Genomic DNA, 20,511 nt, shown 5'->3' with positions numbered 1-20,511 from the left:
CGGCGCCCTCAGGAGGTTGTCCATGACGCAGGACGCGAGCGCACGGGCCGCCGGGCCGGAACCCAGACCCGAACCCGTTCCCGTACCCGTCCCCGGACCGCCGGTGGACGGTCACGCGCACGGCGGGGTCCTTGTCTCCATCGGCGCGCTGCTCCTCGGCATGCTGCTCGCGGCCCTCGACCAGACCATCGTCTCGACCGCGCTGCCGACCATCGTCAGCGACCTCGGCGGCATGGACCACCTGTCCTGGGTCGTCACCGCGTACATGCTCGCCGCGACGGCCGCGACACCGCTGTGGGGCAAGCTCGGCGACCAGTACGGCCGCAAGAAGCTGTTCCTGACCGCGATCGTGATCTTCCTGGTGGGCTCGGCGCTCTGCGGCATGGCGCAGAACATGCCGCAGCTCATCGGCTTCCGCGCCCTCCAGGGCCTGGGCGGCGGCGGGCTCATGGTGCTCTCCATGGCGATCGTCGGCGACCTCGTCCCACCGCGCGAACGCGGCAAGTACCAGGGCCTGTTCGGCGCGGTCTTCGGCGCGACCAGCGTCCTCGGACCGCTGCTCGGCGGGCTCTTCACCGAACACCTCAGCTGGCGCTGGGTGTTCTACGTCAACCTGCCCATCGGCGTGATCGCCCTCGTCGTCATCGCGACCACCCTGCACATCCCGGTGCGCGACACCAAGCACACCATCGACTACCTGGGCACCTTCCTCATCGCGTCCGTCGCCACCTGTCTGGTGCTCGTCGCCTCGCTCGGCGGCACCACCTGGGGCTGGGGCTCGCCGCAGATCATCGGGCTCGCGGTGCTCGGCGTGCTCCTCGCGTTCGCGTTCGTCTCCGTGGAGAGGAAGGCCGTGGAGCCGGTGCTTCCGCTGAAGCTCTTCCGGATCCGCACCTTCACGCTCTCCGCCGTCATCAGCTTCATCGTGGGCTTCGCGATGTTCGGGGCGATGACCTACCTGCCGACGTTCCTCCAGGTCGTGCAGGGCGTGACGCCCACCATGTCCGGCGTCCACATGCTGCCGATGGTGGCGGGCATGCTCCTGTCGACGACCGCCTCCGGCCAGATCGTCAGCCGTACGGGCCGCTGGAAGGTCTTCCCCGTGGCGGGCACGGCGGTGACGACGCTCGGCCTGCTCCTGCTCCACCAGCTGAACGAGAACAGCCCCACCCTGGAGATGAGCGCCTACTTCTTCGTCTTCGGCCTCGGCCTCGGCCTGGTCATGCAGGTGCTCGTCCTCATCGTGCAGAACGCCGTCAGTTACGAGGACCTGGGCGTGGCCACGTCGGGCGCGACCTTCTTCCGTTCCATCGGCGCCTCCTTCGGCGTGGCGATCTTCGGCACGATCTTCACCAACCGGCTCGGCGACAAGCTCACCGACGCCCTCGCAGGGCAGCGGTTGCCGCCGGGAGTGAGCGTGGGCGCGCTGGAGTCGGACCCGCGCGGCATCGCGCGGCTCCCCGCCGATCTCCGCCCGAGCGCCCTGCACGCCTACGCCTCGTCGATCACGGACGTCTTCCTGTACGCGGCGCCGGTCGCCCTGGTCGCCTTCGTCCTCGCCTGGTTCCTGAAGGAGGACCCGCTGCGCGGCTCGGTCACGGCGCCCGACCCCACCCAGACCCTCGCCAGCAACCCCGTGGAACGTTCGTCGTACGACGAGTGCGCGCGGGCCCTCTCCGTGCTCGGGACGCGGGAGGGACGCCGCGAGATCTACGAGCGGATCACCGAGCGCGCGGGCTACGACCTGCTGCCCGCGGCCAGTTGGCTGCTCCTGCGCATGGCCAGGCACGGCACCGTCGAACCCGCCGTGCTCGCCGAGGGCACCACGGTGCCGCTGACCGTCGTCACGGCGGCCGCCCGCCAGGTCGAGGAGCGCCGCCTCGCCGAACGCGAGGGCCTGGAGATGCGCCTGACCGAGCGGGGCAGGGAGGTCGCGGACGGACTGGCCAAGGCCCGCGAGGAGTCCCTGTCCGAGCTGCTCGGCGACTGGTGGGGACCGGAACGGCCCACCGACCTGACCCGGCTCGTCGAGGAACTCAGCGCGGGACTGTGCGGTTCGGAGTCGGAGCGGCCCCAGGACGGGGCGGCGTCAGCGCGCGTCGGCTGAACCCGGGGCGAGCTTCTTGCCGTACCAGTGGTCGGCGAACTGACGGTCCACGACGACCGGCTCGATCTCCTCGTACCCGTGCCGCGCGTACAGGGCACGGGCCTCCACCAGGTCGGTGCGGGTGTCCAGGACGATGCGCTCCGCGCCGAGCGCGCGGGCCGCGTCCTCGGCGGCGGCCAGGATGACGGGGGCGCCGCCCTTGCCGCGCAGGTCCTCCCGTACGAAGACGCGGGTGAGCTCCGCGGTCGCAGGGTCGAACAGTCGCACGCCCGCAGTGGCCCCGGGCTCGCCGCCGTACCGCCCGATGAGCAGCACCCCGTCCGGCGGCGCGAGATCGGCCCCCGTCTCCGCGGCGACCTCGCGCTCCAGCTCCTCGGGGTCCGTGGGACGGCCCTCGTGCAGTTGGTACCAGCGGTCGCTGACCTCTGTGTAGTACGCGCGCCAGAGCGCGGCGGCGGCGGGAGAGTCGTACGGCTCGGGGGCGACGGTCCAGGAGGCGGCGCGGAGCGGGGAGTTGGCCGGGGAGTCGGTGGTCATGGTGCCATTCTGGGGCGCGACGGGCGGCGCCCCGCAAGCGGGTTTGCTCGCGGGGCGCGATCTTGCCGGTGCCGGTGCCGGTGCCGGTGCCGGTGCTGGTGCCAGTGCCGGTCGCCGTCCCGTGCGGGTCAGCTCTTGGGCGCGGCCTGCTGGACGACCTCGAAGGACCAGAGGGTGGATCCGGAGGCGGCGGGCTTGGGCCGCTCGCCGCCCTCGCCCCCACCGTCGCCCTGCGGGCCCTGCTGGTGAGCGGCCTTCATGGGACCCTCCATCCACGCCTGGAAGGCGGCCTCGTCGCGCCAGCGGGTGTAGACGAGGTACTGGTCGGTGCCTTCGATGGGGCGCAGCAGTTCGAACCACTCGAAGCCGTCGGAGTTCTCCACCGAGCCCGCGCGGGAGGAGAAGCGCTTCTCCAGGACTTCGCGCTGTTCCTCGGGGACGGTGAGGGCGTTGATCTTCACGATGCTCATGCGGCCATCCTGCCGCACGGGCCCGGTCCTGGTGCCGTCGGTGCGGTCCTAGACCTAGACCTAGACCTGGAGCAGGCGCTCGGTCGTCTCGCGGTAGTCGCGGAGGGCCAGGCGGAGCTGTTCCGTGTCGGTGGCTCCTGTGGCTCCTGTGGCTCCTGTGGCTTCGGTGGTTCGCGGCGGGGCCGTCGGGTCCGTCGGGTCCGTCTTCTGTTCCGTCCGTTCCGTGGTTCCGGTCGCTTCCTTGTGGGCGAGGGCCGGGTCCGGGGCGAGGGTCGCCTCGGGGGCGGTCGCCGTGGGAGGGGCGGAGGGGGAGGGTGCCGCCTCGCCGCGCGGGGTTTCCCGGGCGGGGGAGTGCGGGGTGGACTGCCAGGACGTGCGGATCGTGCGGCGGCGTTCCGCCAGGGCCGCCGTGAGGTGCTGGATCGCGTCCTCCAGGACGCGATCGGCGTCCTCCACGGCTTCCCGAGGGCCGTCCACGAAACCGCCCACGGCGTTCTGGAGGCGCAGGATCAGCTTGTCGCGTTCTCCGGACGGGAAGAGCGCTGTGTCAGCCATGCTGAACTCCCCTTCGGGTGATGCCGGTCGAGCGCTTGCCGGTCGTGTGCTTGTCGGAGCCGGGGCGCGTGGTGGAGCGGTCGCCCTTGTCCTCGAGGAGGTCGTCGAAGAGCGCCCGCGCCTCGACCATCGCCGCGCGCAACTCCTCGGTCCCTGCCTTGTTCTCCTGGGTGCCCGTCGCGCCGAGGGCCGCGCGGTGCACGCTGCGGTAGCCGTGGACGTGGTGGGCGTGGTGCACGGAGAGGGCGTCGAGCTGGTCCTCGTAGTGACCGCTGTCGGGGAAGCCGCGGGCACCGGCCAGTTCGGCGACGAGCCGGTCCGCCTCCGCCACCGCCTCGCTCGGCGATTCGACGAAGCGCTCCTGGGCGACGGTCCAGCGGGCCGCGTACCGTTCGCGCGCCGCGGGGTCGAGCGGCAGCGTCCGCAGCGAGCCGTGCCGCTTCACACGCTCGCCGAGGTCGCGCTCGGCGGCCCTGGTGTCGCCGTCGTGCCGGGCTACGGCCCGGTCGTACTCGGGTCCGAAGCGCCGCTTCAGGCTGCGCCCGCCGCCCGTGCGCCTGCCGCGGGCCACCGCGACGCCCGTGGCGGCCGCTAGGACCACGACGACCGCGATCAGCACGATGATCATGACTGTGGACATGGGTGAGTGCCTTCCCGGGGGAGTGGGCCTGAGTGCCGGGGCCCGCGTGCGGCCCCGGCGCGTGTCCCCGGGGCGAGTTGCCAGGAAGCGCCGCGTCAAACGGAGGTAAACGGCGGGCCGGGTCGGCTTCTGCTAGCCGATCCAGGACGCGAAGTTCACTCCAGGTGGCTTGCGTTCAGTCATGGGGGCATTGTCCCAGGGAGGGTGTGCTGGTGCGGGTGGCCGACCTAAGATGCGGCGGCGCGGTGAGTCGTTGGTTGTGTGGCGTGAGTCGAAGGAGCGTACGTACGTGCTGGAGCTGACCATGGCCTCGGTGTCCGGGGCCGATTCCGGTGCGACCGCGGGCATGCACATGGCCGACGCGTCGAGCGAGCCGGGCGCGGTGCTGCGGGTGGGGCGTGACCGGGGCGTGTGCGGGCTCGTGACGCCCGACGACTGGCTGTTCGTCTCGCGGGCGCACCTGGAGTTCCGCTGCGGGCCCGACGGGGTCTGGGCGGTGACCTGGCTGCGCGGCTCGAACTCCGACCCGGCGTCCGAGGTGCGGGTGGTGTCGCAGGGAGTGGCGCGGCCCCTCGCGTACGGGGCGACGGAACCGCTTCCCCGAGGCGGTTCCGGCGAGGTCGTCATCCAGGACAGGTGGGGGCCGCGCAGCGTGAACGTGGGCTTCTTCCACGAGAGTTGAGCGTGAGAGGGGGCGAGGTGGTCGCCCCCGGTGCGGGCGGTCGGTCAGTCGCTCACGCGGGCCAGCGCGAAGCCGTCGTACCCCTTGGTGCCCACCGTCTGCAGCGCTGTGGCGCTCAACTTCGGGTGGTTCGCCATGAGTTCCAGCGCGGCGCGGGTGCCCCGCACGCTCGCGTCGGTGCTGGTGCCGTCCGTGACGGCGCCGCCGCGGACGACGTTGTCGAGGACGATCAGGCTGCCGGGGCGGGTGAGTTCGAGCGCCCACTCCACGTAGTGCGGGTTGTTGGCCTTGTCCGCGTCGATGAAGACGAGGTCGAAGGGCTCGGGGTGCTCGGCGGCGAGCGCGGTGAGCGAGTCGAGGGCGGGGCCGACGCGGACCTCCGCGAGCTTGTCGAGTCCGGCGCGGGCGAGGTTGCCGCGGGCCACGGAGGCGTGCTCGGGGCTGTATTCGAGGGTGACGAGGTGGCCGTCTTCGGGCAGTGCGCGGCCCAGCCAGATGGTGCTGTAGCCGCCGAGCGTGCCGATCTCCAGGATGCGGCGGGCGCCCTGGATCTGGGCGAGCAGCTGGAGCAGTTTGCCCTGGTTCGGGGCGACGTTGATGTGCGGGAGTCCGGCCTCGTCGCTGTCGCGCAGGGCGGCGGTCAGGGCGTCGTCGTGCGGGGTGAGGAGGCCGGTGAAGTAGTCGTCGACGGAGTTCCACTGTTGCTGAGTCATGTGGTGCGTACGTTCCCTTCGACTGCCTAGTTAGTTTCCCTAAGGAGGCTACTGGGGGAGCGGTCGATTGTCAGTGGGGGTGCGCATGCTGGGGTCGGTGGGGGTGAGTCTGTGCCTCCCTCGGGCTGCTGGAGGCGGGTGCCATGCCTCGGGGCTCCGCCCCGGACCCCGCTCCTCAATCGCCGGAGGGGCTGAATTTGCCTCCCTCGGGCACTTGGAGCCGGGTGCCGTGCCTCGGGGCTCTGCCCCGGACCCCGCTCCTCAATCGCCGGAGGGGCTGAATTTGCCCCGCCCGGGCCCCGTTCCTCAATCGCCGGAGGGGCTGGATGTGCGCCTCAGGGCCATCGCCTCCCTCTCCGTTTCCACCGCCGGAGGCGAACCCGGCAGTGGGGCGCGGGCCGATTCCGTCATGAACCAGACCGCTATTCCGCCGATCACCGCCGCGGCCATCATGTAGTACGCGGGCATCATCTTGTCGCCGGTCGCGCCGATCAGGGCCGTGACCACCAGGGGGGTCGTGCCGCCGAAGATCGAGACGGAGATGTTGAAGCCGATCGAGAGGGAGCCGTAGCGGACCTTCGTGGGGAAGAGCGCGGGGAGGGTCGACGGCATCGAGGCCGTGAAGCAGACCAGGAGGAGGCCGAGCGCGCCGAGGCCGAGGGCGATCGCCCAGAGGGAGCCCTCGCGGATCAGGAGGAGGGCGGGGACGGAGAGCAGGAAGAAGCCCGCGCAGCCCGCGGCGATCACCGGGCGGCGGCCGACGCGGTCGGTGAGGGCGCCGGCGAACGGCTGGACGCACATCATCAGCGCCATCACGGCCAGGATGACCAGGAGGCCGTGCGTCTCGTCGTACTTCAGCTCGCTGGTGAGGTAGCTGGGCATGTACGAGAGCAGCATGTAGTCGGTGACGTTGAAGACCAGGACCAGGCCCATGCAGAGGAGCAGGGCCTTCCACTGGCCCGTCACCATGTCGCGCAGCCGCACCTTGGCGCGGGTCTGCTCGTTCTTGTGGGCCTTCTCCAGCTCGGCGGCGAACGCCGGGGTCTCTTCGAGTTTCATGCGCAGGTAGAGGCCGATCAGGCCCATCGGACCCGCAATGAGGAACGGGATGCGCCAGCCCCAGGAGAGCAGGTCGTCGGAGGAGAGCAGCGCCGTCATCAGGGTGACGAGGCCCGCGCCACCGATGTAGCCCGCGAGCGTGCCGAACTCCAGCCAGCTGCCGAGGAAGCCGCGCTTCTTGTCGGGGGCGTACTCCGCGATGAACGTGGAGGCACCGGCGTACTCGCCGCCCGTGGAGAAGCCCTGCACCAGGCGGGCGAGCAGGAGCATGATCGGTGCCCAGACGCCGATCGTGGCGTACGAGGGGATCAGGCCGATCGCGAACGTGCCCGCCGCCATCATGATCATGGTGAGGGCGAGCACCTTCTGGCGGCCCACGCGGTCGCCGAGCGGGCCGAAGACCATGCCGCCCAGCGGGCGGATCAGGAAGGCCGCGGCGAAGGCGCCGAAGGTGGAGAGCAGCTGGGCGGTGGGGTTGCCCGAGGGGAAGAAGACCTTGCCCAGCGTCACGGCGATGTAGCTGTAGACGCCGAAGTCGAACCACTCCATCGCGTTGCCGAGGGCGGCCGCCTTCACCGCGCGCTTGACCATCGCGGGATCGGTGACGGTGACGTCCTGGGCTGTTCCGTGCCGGGGCCGCGCGGCGGCTCCGGTCTCGCTGGGTGCGATGGCTGTGGCGCTCACCAAGGGTTCGCTCGCCTGCTCTCGGTCGACGACAAGGACAGGGCCGCCCACGGAAACCGGGGCGGCCCGAAAGCGACCATAGGTGCATCGGCCATCGTTACGGTCGGTGCCCGGCCGACCGCGCAGGGCCGGAAAACCGCTGCTATCCAGGTCAAACGGCGTTTCCATCGGTAGTGCGGACAAGTCGCCCTTGTGATCTATGTCGCGGAGCGGGGCGGGAACCGCACGTCAGGAACCGGACGGCCGGGTACTCGGCGGGGCGGCGGTGAACAAAAGCCGATAGAAAGCGGTATGGCCGCCAGGTGAAATGGCGGCGGCGAGCGTCTCACCACAGGGGTGAGCGCGGCTTCGCACGAGCGTGATTCCGCATGAACGTGATGTCGCACGAGCGTGATTCCGCAGTAGCGCCACTCCACACGAGCACGACTTCCCGGGCCCCTTTCGGGCTCGCGGGAAGGCAGGACCGCAGACATGACAGATCTGGCGGGAGGGCCGAGAGCGCGTGGTGAACAGGGAGCAGCACAGAGGACACGGCAGTGCCCTGAGGGCGGGGCGGCCCGACGGTCCCGAGGCGCGGATCGGCGCGATCCGCGTCGCCCTCTGGCTGATCGCCGCGCTCCTCGCGGCCCGGCAGGCGGCCGTCGTACTGCGTACGCCGAGGACCGAGCGCTTCACCGATCTGGAGACCTGGATCGGCCCCGAGGGCGTCCTGCACGTGAAGGGCTCCCTCTACGACGCGGACAAGTTCACCGGCACGCCGTTCTCCGGTCTCGTCCTCAAACCCCTGGCCCGTTCGGCCGAACAGGCGCTCGGCTGGGGCTGGACGTTCGGCACGCTCGGCCTGGTCGTGGTCATCGGGCTGCTCGCGGCCCGCGCCCTGCCGCAGCCGGTGTCGCGGCGCACCGCGCTGCTCGCCGCGCCCGTGGCGATCAGCCTGCTGATCCTCTCGCTGCCGGTCCGCAACGCCCTCTACCTCGGCCAGACCAGCATCATCCCGGTCCTGCTCGTCCTGCTCGGCCTCTTCGCGGTCCGCGGTGAACGGGCCAGCGGCCTCCTGATCGGCGTGGCCGCGGCCCTGCAGCCCACGATGCTGCTCTTCGCCGGGCTGCTCTGGTTCACCGGACGCAAGCGGGCCGCCGCCTCCACCGGCCTCACCTTCGCCGCCTGCACCGCGCTGGCCTGGGCCGCGCTGCCGCGCGACTCCTGGACGTACTGGGTCCATCACCTGGCGGGCGCGGGACTCGGCGCGAACCCGGACGCCAACGCCAACCAGTCGCTGCACGGCATGCTGCTCAGGTTCGGCATCAGGGGCCCGCTGGAGACGGGGCTCTTCCTGGGGCTCGGCGCCGTCGTCGTCTTCTTCGGCGTGCGCCGCGCGGTGCGCTACGCCAAGGACGGCCAACTGCTGCTCGCCACCGCGATCACCGGCTGCGTCGCCGTCGTGGTGTCACCGACGACCTGGCAGCACCAGCTCCTGTGGGTGCTCTTCGCGGTGGTCGGCAGGGCGGGCACGCGGCAGTCCGACCGGTACGTGTGGCCGGTGGCCGTCGTCCTGGTGTCGACGCTGCCCGCCACGATGATGCTGCCGAACGTGCCGGTCACCGAGCCGGTCAGGGACAACGTCGTCCTGGTCGCCGCGCTCGCCGCCGCCGTCGTGGTGCCGTTCCTGTCCCGTACGCATCCGCAGTACCGGAGCCCGATCCCCACCGACTACGCGGCGCCCGTCCCCGCCCGCTGGAAGCGGGTGCCGCTCGTCCCGTTCTGGCGGCGCGTGCTTACCCGTCCGAACCTGCTCCTCGAACTGCTCCTGATCCGCGTCGGCTACTCCGCGTACCAGCAGGTCAGGCTGGCCGCGACGGGCGGCACCATCTCCGGGGGCCGGACCACCGCCGAGCGGCACGGCGAGCAGGTGCACGCCATCGAGCGGTTCCTGCACATCGACGTCGAGCACTGGTTCAACCACCTGACGGCGCGCACCGGCTGGCTGGAGAGCTTCTTCAACTTCTACTACACGTCGTTCCACTTCGTGGTGCCGCTGACCGTCCTCGCCGTCCTGTACGCGCGCAGGCCCGCCGAGTACCGCTGGGCGCGCTCCGCGCTCGGCTTCGCGACGGTCCTCGCCCTCATCGGCTTCTGGGCCTATCCGCTGGCCCCGCCGCGCCTGATGCCGGAGCTCGGCTTCATCGACACGGTGCACGGCGTCCAGGACTTCACCCAGCCGAACTACGGCACGCTGACCGACCTCACCAACCAGTACGCGGCGATGCCCTCGCTGCACTTCGGCTGGTCCCTGTGGTGCGGTCTGGTCATCGCGATCGTCGCGCCCAGGTGGTGGATGAAGGCGCTCGGCCTGCTGCACCCGTTCTTCACGGTCTGCGCGATCGTGGGGACCGGCAACCACTGGGTGCTCGACGCGGTGGGCGGCGCGGCCGTGGTGGGCGCGGGCTTCGGCCTGACCTACCTGCTGTCGGGGCCCCGGGTGCGCCGGCCGCTCGGGGCCGGGGCAGGGGCCGATACCGGAGCCGAGGCCGAGGCGCCGGCCGTCAGCGACATGTCGAAGGACGTCCCCGCGAAGGACCGTACCCCGAGCTGATCTTGTAGGTGCCGGGCCCCGGCACCGAGAGCCGGGTGAACTCGCCGTACTGCTTCAGGCACGCGCCCTCGGCCCGCAGCCAGGGCGAGTACACCAGGCGTACGGTCACCGAGCCCCGCTTCGGCACCCGGACCACCATGTCGGAGCCGGTGGAGCGCACCACGGAGGCGGGTTCGGAGACCAGCGGCACCGAGTTGCGCACCCGGTAGATCCGCCAGTTCGCGTCCTTCCACACCGGTTGCAGCCAGGTCGGCTCGCCCGCCACGAGCGCCGCCTCGGCCTCGGCGGGGCCGTCCGGCCTGCCGAGGGGCAGGACCACGTAGCCGACGGCCCACCGGTCGAGCCAGGCCCGGTAGGTGGTGGCCGAGAACGTTCCGTCGTAGAAGAGGCGGCCGCGTTCGATGTCGAGCTGGCGGTTCCAGCCGCGCGCCATGTTCACGTACGGCGAGAGGGCGGTGGCCTCGCGGTGGTTGCGGGCCGGGACCACCTCGACGCGGCCCCGGTCGGCGCCGAGGCGTTCGAGCTCGCGCACCACGCCCTGGGTGTCGGCCGCCCACTTCGGCACCTTCGTCGACACCATCAGGTCGTCGACGGTCTTCTGCACCACCCAGGCCGACGACAGGACGAGCGCGACCGCGAGCACGACGCGCCCCAGCCGGGCGAGGCCGGGCGCGAGCAGCGCCGCGAGCAGCGCGGCGGGTCCGAACAGCTCCGCGAGCCGCTCCACGTTCGTGCCGATCGGGGAGGGGATGAGGAACGTCAGGACGGTGCCGAGCGCGTACATGCCCGCGCCCCACCGCAGCACCCGCCAGTGCGCGGGCGCCGCGAGGACGAGTGCCAGGCCGAACAGCGCGGGCGGGAAGATCCGGTCGAAGGCCATCGGCTGTTCGCCGTTGAAGGGGAAGAGCACCGTCGTGGTCGCCACCACCGCGAACGGCGGCACGATCAGCGCCGCCGCGCGCGCCCAGTCGCGTACGAAGAAGTAGCCCGCGCCCGCGACGACCAGGAAGAGCCCCGCGACCGGGGACGCCATGGTGGCGAGCGTCGCGCAGAGCACGGCGACGGCCACGCGACGCTCCCGCGCGAGGACCAGACAGGCCCCGAGGCCGAAGGCGAGACCGAGCGCGAACGTGGTGCGCCCGGAGGCGACGTTGCACCACACCCCGAGAGAGGCGAGCACGGCGGGCCCCAGCGGCCTGCGGATCCCGGAGCGCTGGACCAGCGCGGCGGCCAGCCAGGCGCCCGCGATCCCGGAGAGCACCGTCACGGTCTTCACGCCGACGAGTGCCATCAGATACGGCGAGATCAGGCTGTAGTTGGCGGTGTGCATGCCGCCGTACCAGAAGAGGTTGTAGGCGGCCGCCCCGTGCTCGGAGGCGAACCTCGCCCAGGCCTCCTGCGCGGCGAGGTCACCGCCGCCGGTCGCGAGGAACGCCGCCCACACCGCGTACAGGGGAAGGGTGGGGACGGTGGCGAGGAGCGGAACGCGGTGGCGGCGGCAGAACGCTCGGAAGGCGGAATTCCGGTCGGCGGGCGAACTGCCGGGCGGGGCGATCGATACGTCGGCAGAAACCACGGCCACCGTTTCCGTTCGAAGTCTTGGGACGGCAAGGTTCACCTCTCAAGACGCCTTGTGCAACGGAAACGTTGGTTTCGTGTCGGGAGTCGACCGGATACATCCGTTTGCGCCGTGCGGCCCTCCGGGGGAGGCGGGGGCGGGCGTGAGAGGGATGCCCCCGCCTCCCTCTCAGACGGGTCGGGAAGCGGGTCAGGAGGCGGGCCGGCCCGCGCTGACCTGGAGTTCCTTGACCCCGTTGAGCCAGGCGGAGCGGAGCCTGCGCGGGTCGGAGACGAGGCGGAGGTCCGGCAGGACGTCCGCGATGGCGTTGAAGAGGAGGTTGATCTCCAGGACCGCGAGGGACTTGCCGAGGCAGAAGTGCGGGCCTCCGCCGCCGAAGCCGAGGTGCGGGTTGGGGTCCCGGGTGATGTCGAACGTGCCGGGGTCATCGAAGACGTCGGGGTCGTGGTTGGCCGAGGAGTAGAAGACGCCGACCCGGTCGCCCTTCTTGATCGACGCGCCGCCGAGCTCGGTGTCCTGGGTGGCCGTGCGCTGGAAGGAGACCACCGGGGTGGCCCAGCGCACGATCTCCTCCGCCGTCGTCTCGGGGCGCTCGCGCTTGTAGAGCTCCCACTGCTCGGGGTGGGTGAGGAAGGCGTGCATGCCGTGGGTGATGGCGTTGCGGGTGGTCTCGTTGCCGGCCACCGCGAGCAGGATCACGAAGAAGCCGAACTCGTCGGAGGAGAGGTTCCCCTCGTCCTCGGCGGCGACCAGCTGGCTGACGATGTCCTTGGCCGGGCACTCCTTGCGGGCCGCGGCGAGGTTCATCGAGTACGAGACGATCTCCATGGCCGCCTCGGCGCCGATCTCCTCCGTGATGGCGTACTCCGGGTCGTCGTACGCCACCATCTTGTTCGACCAGTCGAAGATCTTGGAGCGGTCCTCCTGGGGGACGCCGATCAGCTCGGCGATGGCCTGGAGCGGGAGTTCGACGGCGACGTTGGTGACGAAGTCGAAGGAGCCGTCGGGGCCCGCCTGTTCGAGTGCCGTCTCGACGATGGAGCGGGCGCGGTCGCGCAGCCTCTCCTCCAGCGAGCGGATGGACCGGGGCGTGAAGCCGCGCTGCACGATCTGGCGGACGCGGGTGTGCTCCGGCGGGTCCATGTTGAGCATGATCATCCGCTGGACCTCGATCTGGTCCCTGCTGATCGACTCGTTGAAGCGGATGACCGCGGTGTTGACGTGGGAGGAGAACACCTCCGGGTGCGTGGAGACGTACTTGACGTCCTCGTGCCGCGTGACGGCCCAGTAGCCCGTGTCGTCGAAGCCGGATATCCGGTACGGCTGGGTGATCCAGCGCACCGGCTCGGTCTGCCGCAACTGTGCGAACTCCGGCAGGGGAACGCGGTCTTGGAGCAGGTCGGGGTCGGTGAAGTCGAACCCGTCGGGCAGCGCTGGACAGGGCATCGGCAACTCCAGGCGTGTGCTGAGTTCTGACGGTCCATCAGGAGATGGCTCGAAAGGTAGTAACGGGTTCTACAAGAGGCAAGGCCCACAACCGGACTGATTGCGTGTGGGTCTCGCGCAAGATGCATGCAAGACCCTTGCGGCGCCGGGGGTCCGCTCAGCAGACTGCACAGCAGAACTAGAACGCGTACTAGTTCCTCTCGCGAGGCGCCGGGACGGCTCGCGGGACGTGGAGGGAGAGGACGAGCCCATGGCCGCGGAACCCGTCATCGTCGAAGCAGTACGCACGCCCATCGGCAAGCGCGGTGGCGCGCTCGCCAATCTCCACCCCGCCTATCTGCTCGGTGAGACCTATCGCGAACTCCTCGGCCGCACCGGCATCCACGCCGACTGCGTCGAGCAGATCGTCGGCGGCACGGTGACGCACGCCGGGGAACAGTCCATGAACCCGGCGCGCACGGCCTGGCTCACGATGGGGCTTCCCTACGAGACCGCGGCGACCACCGTCGACTGCCAGTGCGGCTCCTCGCAGCAGGCCAGTCACATGGTCGCCAACATGGTCGCGGCCGGGGTCATCGACGTCGGGATCAGCTGCGGCGTGGAGGCGATGTCACGGGTGCCGCTCGGGTCGGGGTCCAAGCACGGTCCCGGCAAGCCCTTCCCCGACGAGTGGAACGTCGACCTGCCCAACCAGTTCGAGGCGGCCGAGCGCATCGCCCGCAAGCGCGGGCTCACCCGCGAGAACGTGGACTCCCTGGGCCTCATCTCGCAGGAGCGGGCCGCCACGGCCTGGGCCGAGGAGCGCTTCAAACGCGAGACGTTCGCCGTCCAGGTGCCCACCACGGAGGAGGAGCAGTCCGGGGGGCAGGGCATGTGGCGGCTCGTCGACCGTGACGAGGGGCTGCGCGACACGACCATGGAGGGCCTGGAGCGCCTCAAGCCCGTCATGCCGACCGCCGTGCACACGGCGGGCAACTCCTCGCAGATCTCCGACGGTTCGGCCGCCATCATGTGGGCGTCCAAGCGGATGGCGCGGGCCCTGAAGCTGAAGCCGCGGGCGCGGATCGTCGCCCAGGCGCTGGTCGGCGCGGATCCCCACTACCACCTGGACGGGCCGATCGACGCGACGCGGGCGGTGCTCGGGAAGGCGGGGATGTCCCTGAAGGACATCGACATCGTGGAGATCAACGAGGCGTTCGCCTCGGTGGTGTTGAGCTGGTCGCAGGTCTTCGGGCAGGACCTGGAGAAGGTGAACGTCAACGGGGGCGCGATCGCGCTCGGGCATCCCGTGGGGGCGACGGGGGCACGGCTCATCACCACGGCGTTGCATGAACTGGAGCGCAGGGACAAGGAGTTCGCGTTGATCACGATGTGTGCGGGGGGTGCGGTGGCTACGGGGACGATCATTCAGCGCCTGTAGTCCGGGGTCGGTGTCTGTCACCGGCTCCGCCGAGTTCGTCCTCAAGCGCCGGACGGGCTGACACCCCGCCCCCGGGTGGTGGTGCGTACACCCCTGTCCGGGGGACTCTCGGATGTCGGTGCGGGCGGGGGGTTCGTAGCGTCTGGGGCATGGACACTTTCGCTTCCGGACATTCCCGTTCCGTACGTCGAGGGGGTGCCGCCCTCGTCGCCCTGCTGCTTGCCGGACTCGTCGCCGCGCCCGTCGCGCAGGCCGGTACCCACCATGTCGTGCGCGCCGACCGGGGCGATCTCCTGAAGGTCACCCCGGTCGCCGACCTGAGCCGCGCCGAGGTCGTGGCCTTCCTGGCGAAGGGGAAGGTCGGTACGGGCACCGTGCGGTACGGGGTGACGGCGTACCGGCTCACCTATCGCACCGTGGGCACGGACGGCGGGTCCACCACGGCCACCGGCCTCTTCGTGTTGCCCAAGACCTCGTCGTCGCGGGCCCTCGGGCTCGTCTCCGACACCCACGGGACCATGGTCCACCGTGACTACGCGCCCTCCGTGGGGGAGGACTTCGGGCGGCTCAGTCCTTATCTGCACGCCGCCGCGGGCAAGGCCGTCGCCGCCCCCGACTACCTCGGGCTCGGCAAGGGGCCGGGCGTCCATCCGTACATGGACACGCGCTCGGCCGTGACCGCGTCCCAGGACATGCTCCGCGCCTCGCGCGCCGCGGCGGGGCGTGCGGGCCGGGTCCTGACCGGTGACCTCTACCTCACCGGGTTCTCACAGGGCGGTCAGGTCGCGATGGCACTCGCCCGGGAGCCGGGAGCGTTCCGGGTGCGTGCCGTCGCGCCCGTCAGCGGGCCCTACGAACTCTCCCGTGAGGAGATTCCCGCGCTCTTCGACGGCCGGGTCAACGACACCAGCGGCGTCTTCTACACCGCGTACTTCCTGGTGGCCCAGAACCGGCTGCACCCGCTCTACAAGAACCCCGCCGAGGCGTTCCGCGCGCCTTACGCGGACCGGGTCGAGCGGCTCTTCGACGGGCGGCACGGAGAGGAGGACGTCCTCGGGGCGCTCCCCAAGTCGGTGAAGGAACTGCTCACGCCCGGCTTCTACGAGCGGATGCGGCACCCCACCGGCGGCCTCAAGGAGGCGCTGGAGGCCAACGACGGCGTCTGCGACTGGAAGCCGCGGGTGCCGGTGCGGCTCTACGCGGCGCGGGGCGACACCGACGTACCCATCGGGAACGCCCGCGGCTGCGCCGCCGACCTCGCGTCCCACGGGGTGCGGGCGCCGGTCATGGACCAGGGCCGCGTCTCCCACAGGGAGTCGGCGGGGAAGGCGGCGCCGAAGATCGCGCGGTGGTTCGCCAGGTAGGGGGGACGGGCGTACGAGAGAGGCGGCAACCCCCGCACGTGGGGGTTGCCGCCTCTCTCGGTGGCTCAGTGGCAGCTCGCGGCGGCTCAGTACCAGCCGTTGGCCTGCCAGAAGTTCCACGCGCCGACCGGGCTGCCGTAGCGGGAGTTCATGTAGTCCAGGCCCCACTTGATCTGGGTCGCCGGGTTGGTCTTCCAGTCCGAACCGGCCGAGGCCATCTTCGAGCCGGGCAGCGCCTGGACCAGGCCGTAGGCGCCGGAGGAGGAGTTGGTAGCGGTGTGGTTCCAGCCGCTCTCGTGGGCCACGATGTTGCTGAACGCCTGGTACTGCGCGGCGTCCGGGATCATCTGCTTCGCGACGGCCTGGGCGGACGCGGGGGCGGCGGCGGGGGCGGCGGCCGGGACGGCGGCCTTCGCGGTGGTCGGGGTGGCTGCCTGGGCCGGGGCCGCGGCGAAGACCATGCCGGTGGCGGCTGCGGCGACGAGGCCGCCGGTGATGGCCTTCTTCGGGGAAGCGATGCGGCGGATGAGCGAGGCGGACACAGAGGACCTTCCGGTGGGGGACGGGGCTGTCGCCGTGCACGCCGTGGATCGCGGGGGATCCGTGGGGGATCCCGGGGGGGGGACATGCGGCGGCGCCGCGACCCGGGTGGGTTCGTCGGCGCCGTGCGACTCCTCCAGAGAAGCAGGGCTGTTACCCCGCCGCAATGACCCCATTTACTAGTGGAAGTCGCACCCGCGCCGAATGTCCATCGTGTGATGTGGCTCTCAATGCCCAGGTCAGCGCGGTGATTGACGCATGCACATCAAGGTGCGCGTACTACGAGCCCTCTTCGTAGAGGACCAAAGTCCTGTGGGCCGCCTCACCACGGAGGGGCCCCGATGTAACGGAACGCGCAGGCGTCCCTACGGCTTGGGGGCCTCGAATGTGACCGGCGCCTCGAACGCCGCCCGGCGCGTGGCCCGGCGCAGCGCCTTCAGGACCGCGGGCCCGAGCGTGAGGCTGAGCAGCACCGTGACGACGGCGCGCGGCAGGTCCCAGCCGAGCGAGGTGGCCAGGCAGTACGCGATGAAACGGCCCAGGTTGTCGGCGAGCGGGTCGCCGGGCACGAAGGAGACGCCGGTGGCGAGGCCCCCGAGGTAGGGCCAGCCCTGCAGGTTCATGACCGTGCCGTACAGGACGGAGGAGACCGCTCCGTACGCCGCGAGGAGCCACAGTTCGCGGCGGCCGCGCAGGGTGTCGGGGCCCGGCAGCAGCCCCGCGCCCATGCAGACCCAGCCCATCGACAGCATCTGGAAGGGCATCCACGGGCCGACGCCGCCGGTCAGCAGCGCGGAGGCGAACATCGACACCGACCCGAGGACGAATCCGAAGCCGGGCCCGAGCACCCGGCCGCTCAGCACCATCAGGAAGAACATCGGCTCGATGCCCGCCGTCCCCGCGCCCAGCGGCCGCAGCGCGGCGCCCGCGGCGGCGAGCACCCCGAGCATCGCGATGGCCTTCGCGTCGAGGCCGACGTCCGCGATGGTCGCCACCACCACGGCGAGCAGCAGCGGGAGCAGCGCCGCGAACAGCCACGGCGCGTCCTGCGCGTGATCGCTGAGGCCGGAACCGGCACCGGCGAGGAGCGGCCAGCCGAAGGCGGCCACGCCCACGGCGGTGACCAGGGCGAGCGCGGCGATCGAGCGGCGGCCCAGGCGGATGGGGCGGGCCTGCGCCTGGCCGGTCGGCGCGGCCGTCACGACGGGTCCTGTCCGGCCGCGCCGAGGGCCCGGCGCACCTGCGACACGGTCAGCCACTCGTGCGGCGCGAGGATCTTGGTGACCTGCGGCGCGAAGGACGGCGACGAGACGACGATCTCCGGCGTCGGGCCGTCCGCGACGATCTCGCCGTCCGCGAGGATCACCACGCGGTGGGCGATCTCGGCGGCCAGCTCCACGTCGTGCGTGGCGAGCACGATCGCGTGGCCCTCGGCGGCGAGCCCCCGCAGCACGGTGGCGAGCCGGGCCTTGGCCGCGTAGTCGAGGCCGCGGGTCGGCTCGTCGAGGAGGAGCAGGGGCGGGCGCGCGGTCAGGACGATCGCCAGGGCGAGCGCGAGGCGCTGGCCCTCGGAGAGGTCCCGGGGGTGCGTGTCGTCCGCGATGCCCGGCAGCAACTCGCTCACCAGGGCGCGGCACGCCCCGGGCGCCGCGTCCGCGTCCCGGTCGGCCGAGGCGCACTCGGCGCCCACGGTGTCCGCGTACAACAGGTCGCGCGGCTCCTGCGGGACCAGACCGACGTGCCGGATCAGCTGACGTGGCGCCGTGCGGTGCGGGGCGGCGCCGCCGACGCGGACCGTGCCCGACGTGGGTTCGAGGAGGCCGACCAGGGTGGAGAGGAGCGTGGACTTGCCCGCGCCGTTGCGTCCCATCAGGGCGACGGTCTCACCGGGCGTGACGGCGAGGTCGACCCGCCGCAGCGCCTCGACGCGCCCGCGCCGGACGGCGAGCCGGTCGACCAGGGCGGCGTGGACCGAGGCCCCTGGCTCCCGGTGCGCACCGGTCGGCGCGGCCGCGCGGGCCCTGCGCAGGCGCGGCCGGCGGCCGGGTGCCGGGTCGCCGGTCTTTCCTGCCGCGCGGTCCCCCGACGGGCGCGGGCGATCGCCCGGTGCGTGCTCGCCCGGACGTTCCGGCGCCGCCTGCGCGAGGCGCTCCCGCAGCGGGCCCGCCTTGCGGCGGGCGTCGCGCACCGTCAGGGGCAGGGGGGACCAGCCCGCGATCCTGCCGAGGGCCACCACCGGGGGGTGGACGGGGGAGCGGGCCATCAGCGTGGCGGGGTCGCCGAGTACCGGGGGCTCGCCGGGGGACGCGAGCAGCAGGACCTGGTCCGCGTACTGGACGACGCGTTCCAGGCGGTGCTCGGCCATCAGGACCGTGGTGCCGAGGTCGTGGACGAGGCGTTGCAGCACCGCGAGCACCTCTTCGGCGGCGGCCGGGTCCAGGGCGGAGGTCGGCTCGTCGAGGACGAGGACCTGCGGGTGCGGGGTGAGGACCGAGCCGATCGCGACGCGCTGCTGCTGGCCGCCGGAGAGCGTCGCGATGGGGCGGTCGCGCAGGTCGGCGAGGCCGAGCAGGTCCAGGGTCTCCTCGACGCGACGGCGCATCACGTCGGGGGCGAGCCCGAGCGACTCCATGCCGTACGCGAGTTCGTCCTCGACGGTGTCCGTGACGAAGTGCGAGAGCGGGTCCTGGCCCACCGTGCCGACGACGTCGGCCAGTTCGCGCGGCTTGTGCGTACGGGTGTCGCGGCCCGCCACCGTCACCCGGCCGCGCAGGGTGCCCCCGGTGAAGTGCGGCACGAGCCCGCTGACCGTACCGAGCAGCGTGGACTTGCCGACCCCCGAGGGGCCCACGAGCAGCACGAGCTCGCCCTCGGGGACGGTGAGATCGACCCCCCGGACGGTGGGCCCGGCACTTCCCTCGTACGTCACGGAGACGTCCTCGAAGCGGATCATGACGTCTCCTTGGGGACCGTGGGGGAGGAATCGGCGGGCACCGGCGCGACGAAGGCGGGCAGCAGGCCGATCAGCACCGCGGCCGCGGGCCACAGCGGCAGCGTCGGCGCGACGAGCGGCACGACGCCGGGTTGCAGGGCGGCGACGCCGTACGACGAGGCGAGGACCATCAGCCCCGCGACGGCGATCCCCGAACCGGCGACGGCCCAGGCCCTGGCGCCCCACCGGTCGGGCCGGTAGCGGGTGCGCACGGCCCTGCGGCCGCCGAGCCTGAGCCCGCCGAGCGCGGCGAGCAGCCCGGCGGCGAGGACGGGCAGGCCGTACGCGGCGCCCTGCGCGGTCAGCAGTCCGTACGTCCCGACGCACACGCCCATGAGTCCGCCGAGCGTCAGCACGGCGGTGGCCCTGCGCACCGCGACGGGCACGGCGGCGCTGCGGCCGAAGCCGCGCGCGTCCATCGCGGCGGCCAGCGCGACCGAGCGTTCGAGCGCCCCTTCGAGGACCGGCAGCCCCACCTGGAGGAGCCCTCTGATGCCGCTGTCGGGGCGCCCGCGCAACCGCCGCGCGGCCCGCAGCCGCTGCACGTCGGTGATCAGGTTCGGCGCGAAGGTCATCGCCACCACGACGGCGACCCCGGCCTCGTAGAGCGCGCCGGGCAGCGACTTGAGCAGCCGCGCCGGGCTCGCCAGGGCGTTCGCGGCGCCGACGCAGATCAGCAGGCCCGCGAGCCTGATGCCGTCGTACAGCGCGAAGAGCAGCCCCTCCGCGGTGACCCGGCCGCCGATCCGGACCCCCTTGGCCCAGTCGGGCAGCGGGACCTCGGGCAGTGTCACGAGGACGTGCGTGCCGGGGATCGGCGAGCCGAGCACGATCGCGAAGACGAGCCGGATCCCGATCACGACCAGGCCGAGCTTCACGAACGCGCCGTACGACTTCGCCCACGGCGCGGACGAGCGCCGCGCGGCCACCACGTATCCGGCGACGCCGATCAGCAGGCCGATCAGGAGCGGATTGGTCGTGCGCGACGCGGCGGTGCCGAGGCCGAGCGCCCAGATCCACCAGGCGCCCGGATGCAGGGCGTTGCTCCGGTGGGCCGCGGGGGCCAGGCGCCGCCCGAGGGCGCCGGGCGCGCCGCTGCCGTGGTCCGTCATCGTGCTGTCCTCGGCCGC

Annotated in this window: 17 protein-coding genes; 5 read left to right on the top strand and 12 right to left on the bottom strand. The window is 72.0% G+C overall.

Annotation, left to right across the window (positions count from 1 at the left end; genetic code table 11):
• The first annotated feature begins 22 nt into the window (after window positions 1–22).
• The gene (locus KY5_RS12120; RefSeq protein WP_098242251.1) at window positions 23–2,107 is read left to right on the top strand and encodes an MDR family MFS transporter; all 2,085 of its coding nucleotides are present in this window, start codon (window positions 23–25) and stop codon (window positions 2,105–2,107) included.
• Here KY5_RS12120 and KY5_RS12115 read toward each other — a convergent pair.
• The 4 genes from KY5_RS12115 to KY5_RS12100 all read right to left on the bottom strand — a co-directional run bounded on the left by KY5_RS12115 (window position 2,090) and on the right by KY5_RS12100 (window position 4,309).
• Entirely contained in the window at window positions 2,090–2,644 is a 555-nt protein-coding gene (locus tag KY5_RS12115; protein WP_098242250.1) for a GNAT family N-acetyltransferase, read from the bottom strand. The genes KY5_RS12120 and KY5_RS12115 overlap by 18 nt on opposite strands.
• A gap of 128 nt (window positions 2,645–2,772) precedes the next feature.
• Window positions 2,773–3,114 (bottom strand): antibiotic biosynthesis monooxygenase family protein, encoded by a 342-nt coding sequence (locus KY5_RS12110; protein WP_098242249.1) that lies wholly within the window; start codon window positions 3,112–3,114, stop codon window positions 2,773–2,775.
• A 60-nt stretch (window positions 3,115–3,174) separates the two neighbouring features.
• On the bottom strand, window positions 3,175–3,669 hold the full coding sequence (locus tag KY5_RS12105) for a hypothetical protein (RefSeq protein ID WP_098242248.1): 495 nt from the start codon (window positions 3,667–3,669) through the stop codon (window positions 3,175–3,177).
• Window positions 3,662–4,309 carry a hypothetical protein gene (locus KY5_RS12100; protein ID WP_199843040.1) on the bottom strand — a complete coding sequence of 216 codons (648 nt, stop codon included), beginning with the start codon at window positions 4,307–4,309 and terminating at the stop codon, window positions 3,662–3,664. The genes KY5_RS12105 and KY5_RS12100 overlap by 8 nt, the downstream gene beginning before the upstream one ends.
• Window positions 4,310–4,598: 289 nt before the next feature.
• On the opposite strand from KY5_RS12100, the gene KY5_RS12095 reads away from it, so the two are divergent.
• Window positions 4,599–4,991 carry an FHA domain-containing protein gene (locus tag KY5_RS12095; protein WP_098242247.1) on the top strand — a complete coding sequence of 131 codons (393 nt, stop codon included), beginning with the start codon at window positions 4,599–4,601 and terminating at the stop codon, window positions 4,989–4,991.
• Window positions 4,992–5,035: 44 nt separating this feature from the next.
• On the opposite strand, the gene KY5_RS12090 is transcribed toward KY5_RS12095, so the two are convergent.
• Together KY5_RS12090 and proP are read right to left on the bottom strand one after the other, a co-directional pair.
• Window positions 5,036–5,704: an O-methyltransferase gene (locus KY5_RS12090; protein WP_098242246.1), complete on the bottom strand. Its 669-nt coding sequence runs from the start codon at window positions 5,702–5,704 to the stop codon at window positions 5,036–5,038.
• Window positions 5,705–6,010: 306 nt separating this feature from the next.
• The gene (proP, locus tag KY5_RS12085; protein ID WP_418952763.1) at window positions 6,011–7,450 is read right to left on the bottom strand and encodes a glycine betaine/L-proline transporter ProP; all 1,440 of its coding nucleotides are present in this window, start codon (window positions 7,448–7,450) and stop codon (window positions 6,011–6,013) included.
• A 538-nt stretch (window positions 7,451–7,988) separates the two neighbouring features.
• On the opposite strand from proP, the gene KY5_RS12080 reads away from it, so the two are divergent.
• Entirely contained in the window at window positions 7,989–10,040 is a 2,052-nt protein-coding gene (locus tag KY5_RS12080; protein ID WP_234363167.1) for a bifunctional glycosyltransferase 87/phosphatase PAP2 family protein, read from the top strand.
• On the opposite strand, the gene KY5_RS12075 is transcribed toward KY5_RS12080, so the two are convergent.
• Both KY5_RS12075 and KY5_RS12070 read right to left on the bottom strand, forming a co-directional pair.
• Complete coding sequence (locus KY5_RS12075) at window positions 9,991–11,616, bottom strand: DUF2029 domain-containing protein (RefSeq protein WP_234362703.1); 1,626 nt, start codon at window positions 11,614–11,616, stop codon at window positions 9,991–9,993. The genes KY5_RS12080 and KY5_RS12075 overlap by 50 nt on opposite strands.
• Window positions 11,617–11,808: 192 nt before the next feature.
• Window positions 11,809–13,065: a cytochrome P450 gene (locus KY5_RS12070; protein ID WP_098242243.1), complete on the bottom strand. Its 1,257-nt coding sequence runs from the start codon at window positions 13,063–13,065 to the stop codon at window positions 11,809–11,811.
• Window positions 13,066–13,315: 250 nt separating this feature from the next.
• Here KY5_RS12070 and KY5_RS12065 point away from each other — a divergent pair, with 250 nt between their 5' ends.
• Window positions 13,316–14,485: a steroid 3-ketoacyl-CoA thiolase gene (locus tag KY5_RS12065; protein ID WP_098242242.1), complete on the top strand. Its 1,170-nt coding sequence runs from the start codon at window positions 13,316–13,318 to the stop codon at window positions 14,483–14,485.
• A gap of 149 nt (window positions 14,486–14,634) precedes the next feature.
• Window positions 14,635–15,849, top strand: coding sequence for an alpha/beta hydrolase (locus KY5_RS12060; protein WP_098242241.1), 1,215 nt, complete (start codon window positions 14,635–14,637; stop codon window positions 15,847–15,849).
• Window positions 15,850–15,935: 86 nt separating this feature from the next.
• Here KY5_RS12060 and KY5_RS12055 read toward each other — a convergent pair whose 3' ends face one another.
• The 4 genes from KY5_RS12055 to KY5_RS12040 form a co-directional block, all read right to left on the bottom strand.
• Window positions 15,936–16,391: a transglycosylase SLT domain-containing protein gene (locus tag KY5_RS12055; RefSeq protein ID WP_234362702.1), complete on the bottom strand. Its 456-nt coding sequence runs from the start codon at window positions 16,389–16,391 to the stop codon at window positions 15,936–15,938.
• Between the two features lie 363 nt (window positions 16,392–16,754).
• Window positions 16,755–17,591 carry an ECF transporter S component gene (locus tag KY5_RS12050; RefSeq protein ID WP_098242239.1) on the bottom strand — a complete coding sequence of 279 codons (837 nt, stop codon included), beginning with the start codon at window positions 17,589–17,591 and terminating at the stop codon, window positions 16,755–16,757.
• Window positions 17,588–19,342: an ABC transporter ATP-binding protein gene (locus KY5_RS12045; protein ID WP_098242238.1), complete on the bottom strand. Its 1,755-nt coding sequence runs from the start codon at window positions 19,340–19,342 to the stop codon at window positions 17,588–17,590. The genes KY5_RS12050 and KY5_RS12045 overlap by 4 nt, the downstream gene beginning before the upstream one ends.
• On the bottom strand, window positions 19,339–20,493 hold the full coding sequence (locus KY5_RS12040; protein ID WP_098242237.1) for an energy-coupling factor transporter transmembrane component T: 1,155 nt from the start codon (window positions 20,491–20,493) through the stop codon (window positions 19,339–19,341). Before KY5_RS12040 ends, KY5_RS12045 begins: the two co-directional genes overlap by 4 nt.
• Window positions 20,494–20,511: the final 18 nt, after the last annotated feature.

The sequence above is a fragment of the Streptomyces formicae genome, from assembly GCF_002556545.1.
In the GTDB taxonomy this organism is placed as follows: Bacteria; Actinomycetota; Actinomycetes; order Streptomycetales; family Streptomycetaceae; genus Streptomyces; species Streptomyces formicae_A.
The sequence above is the reverse complement of the archived record's forward strand: the minus strand, read 5'-3'. Positions and strand labels throughout refer to the sequence as shown.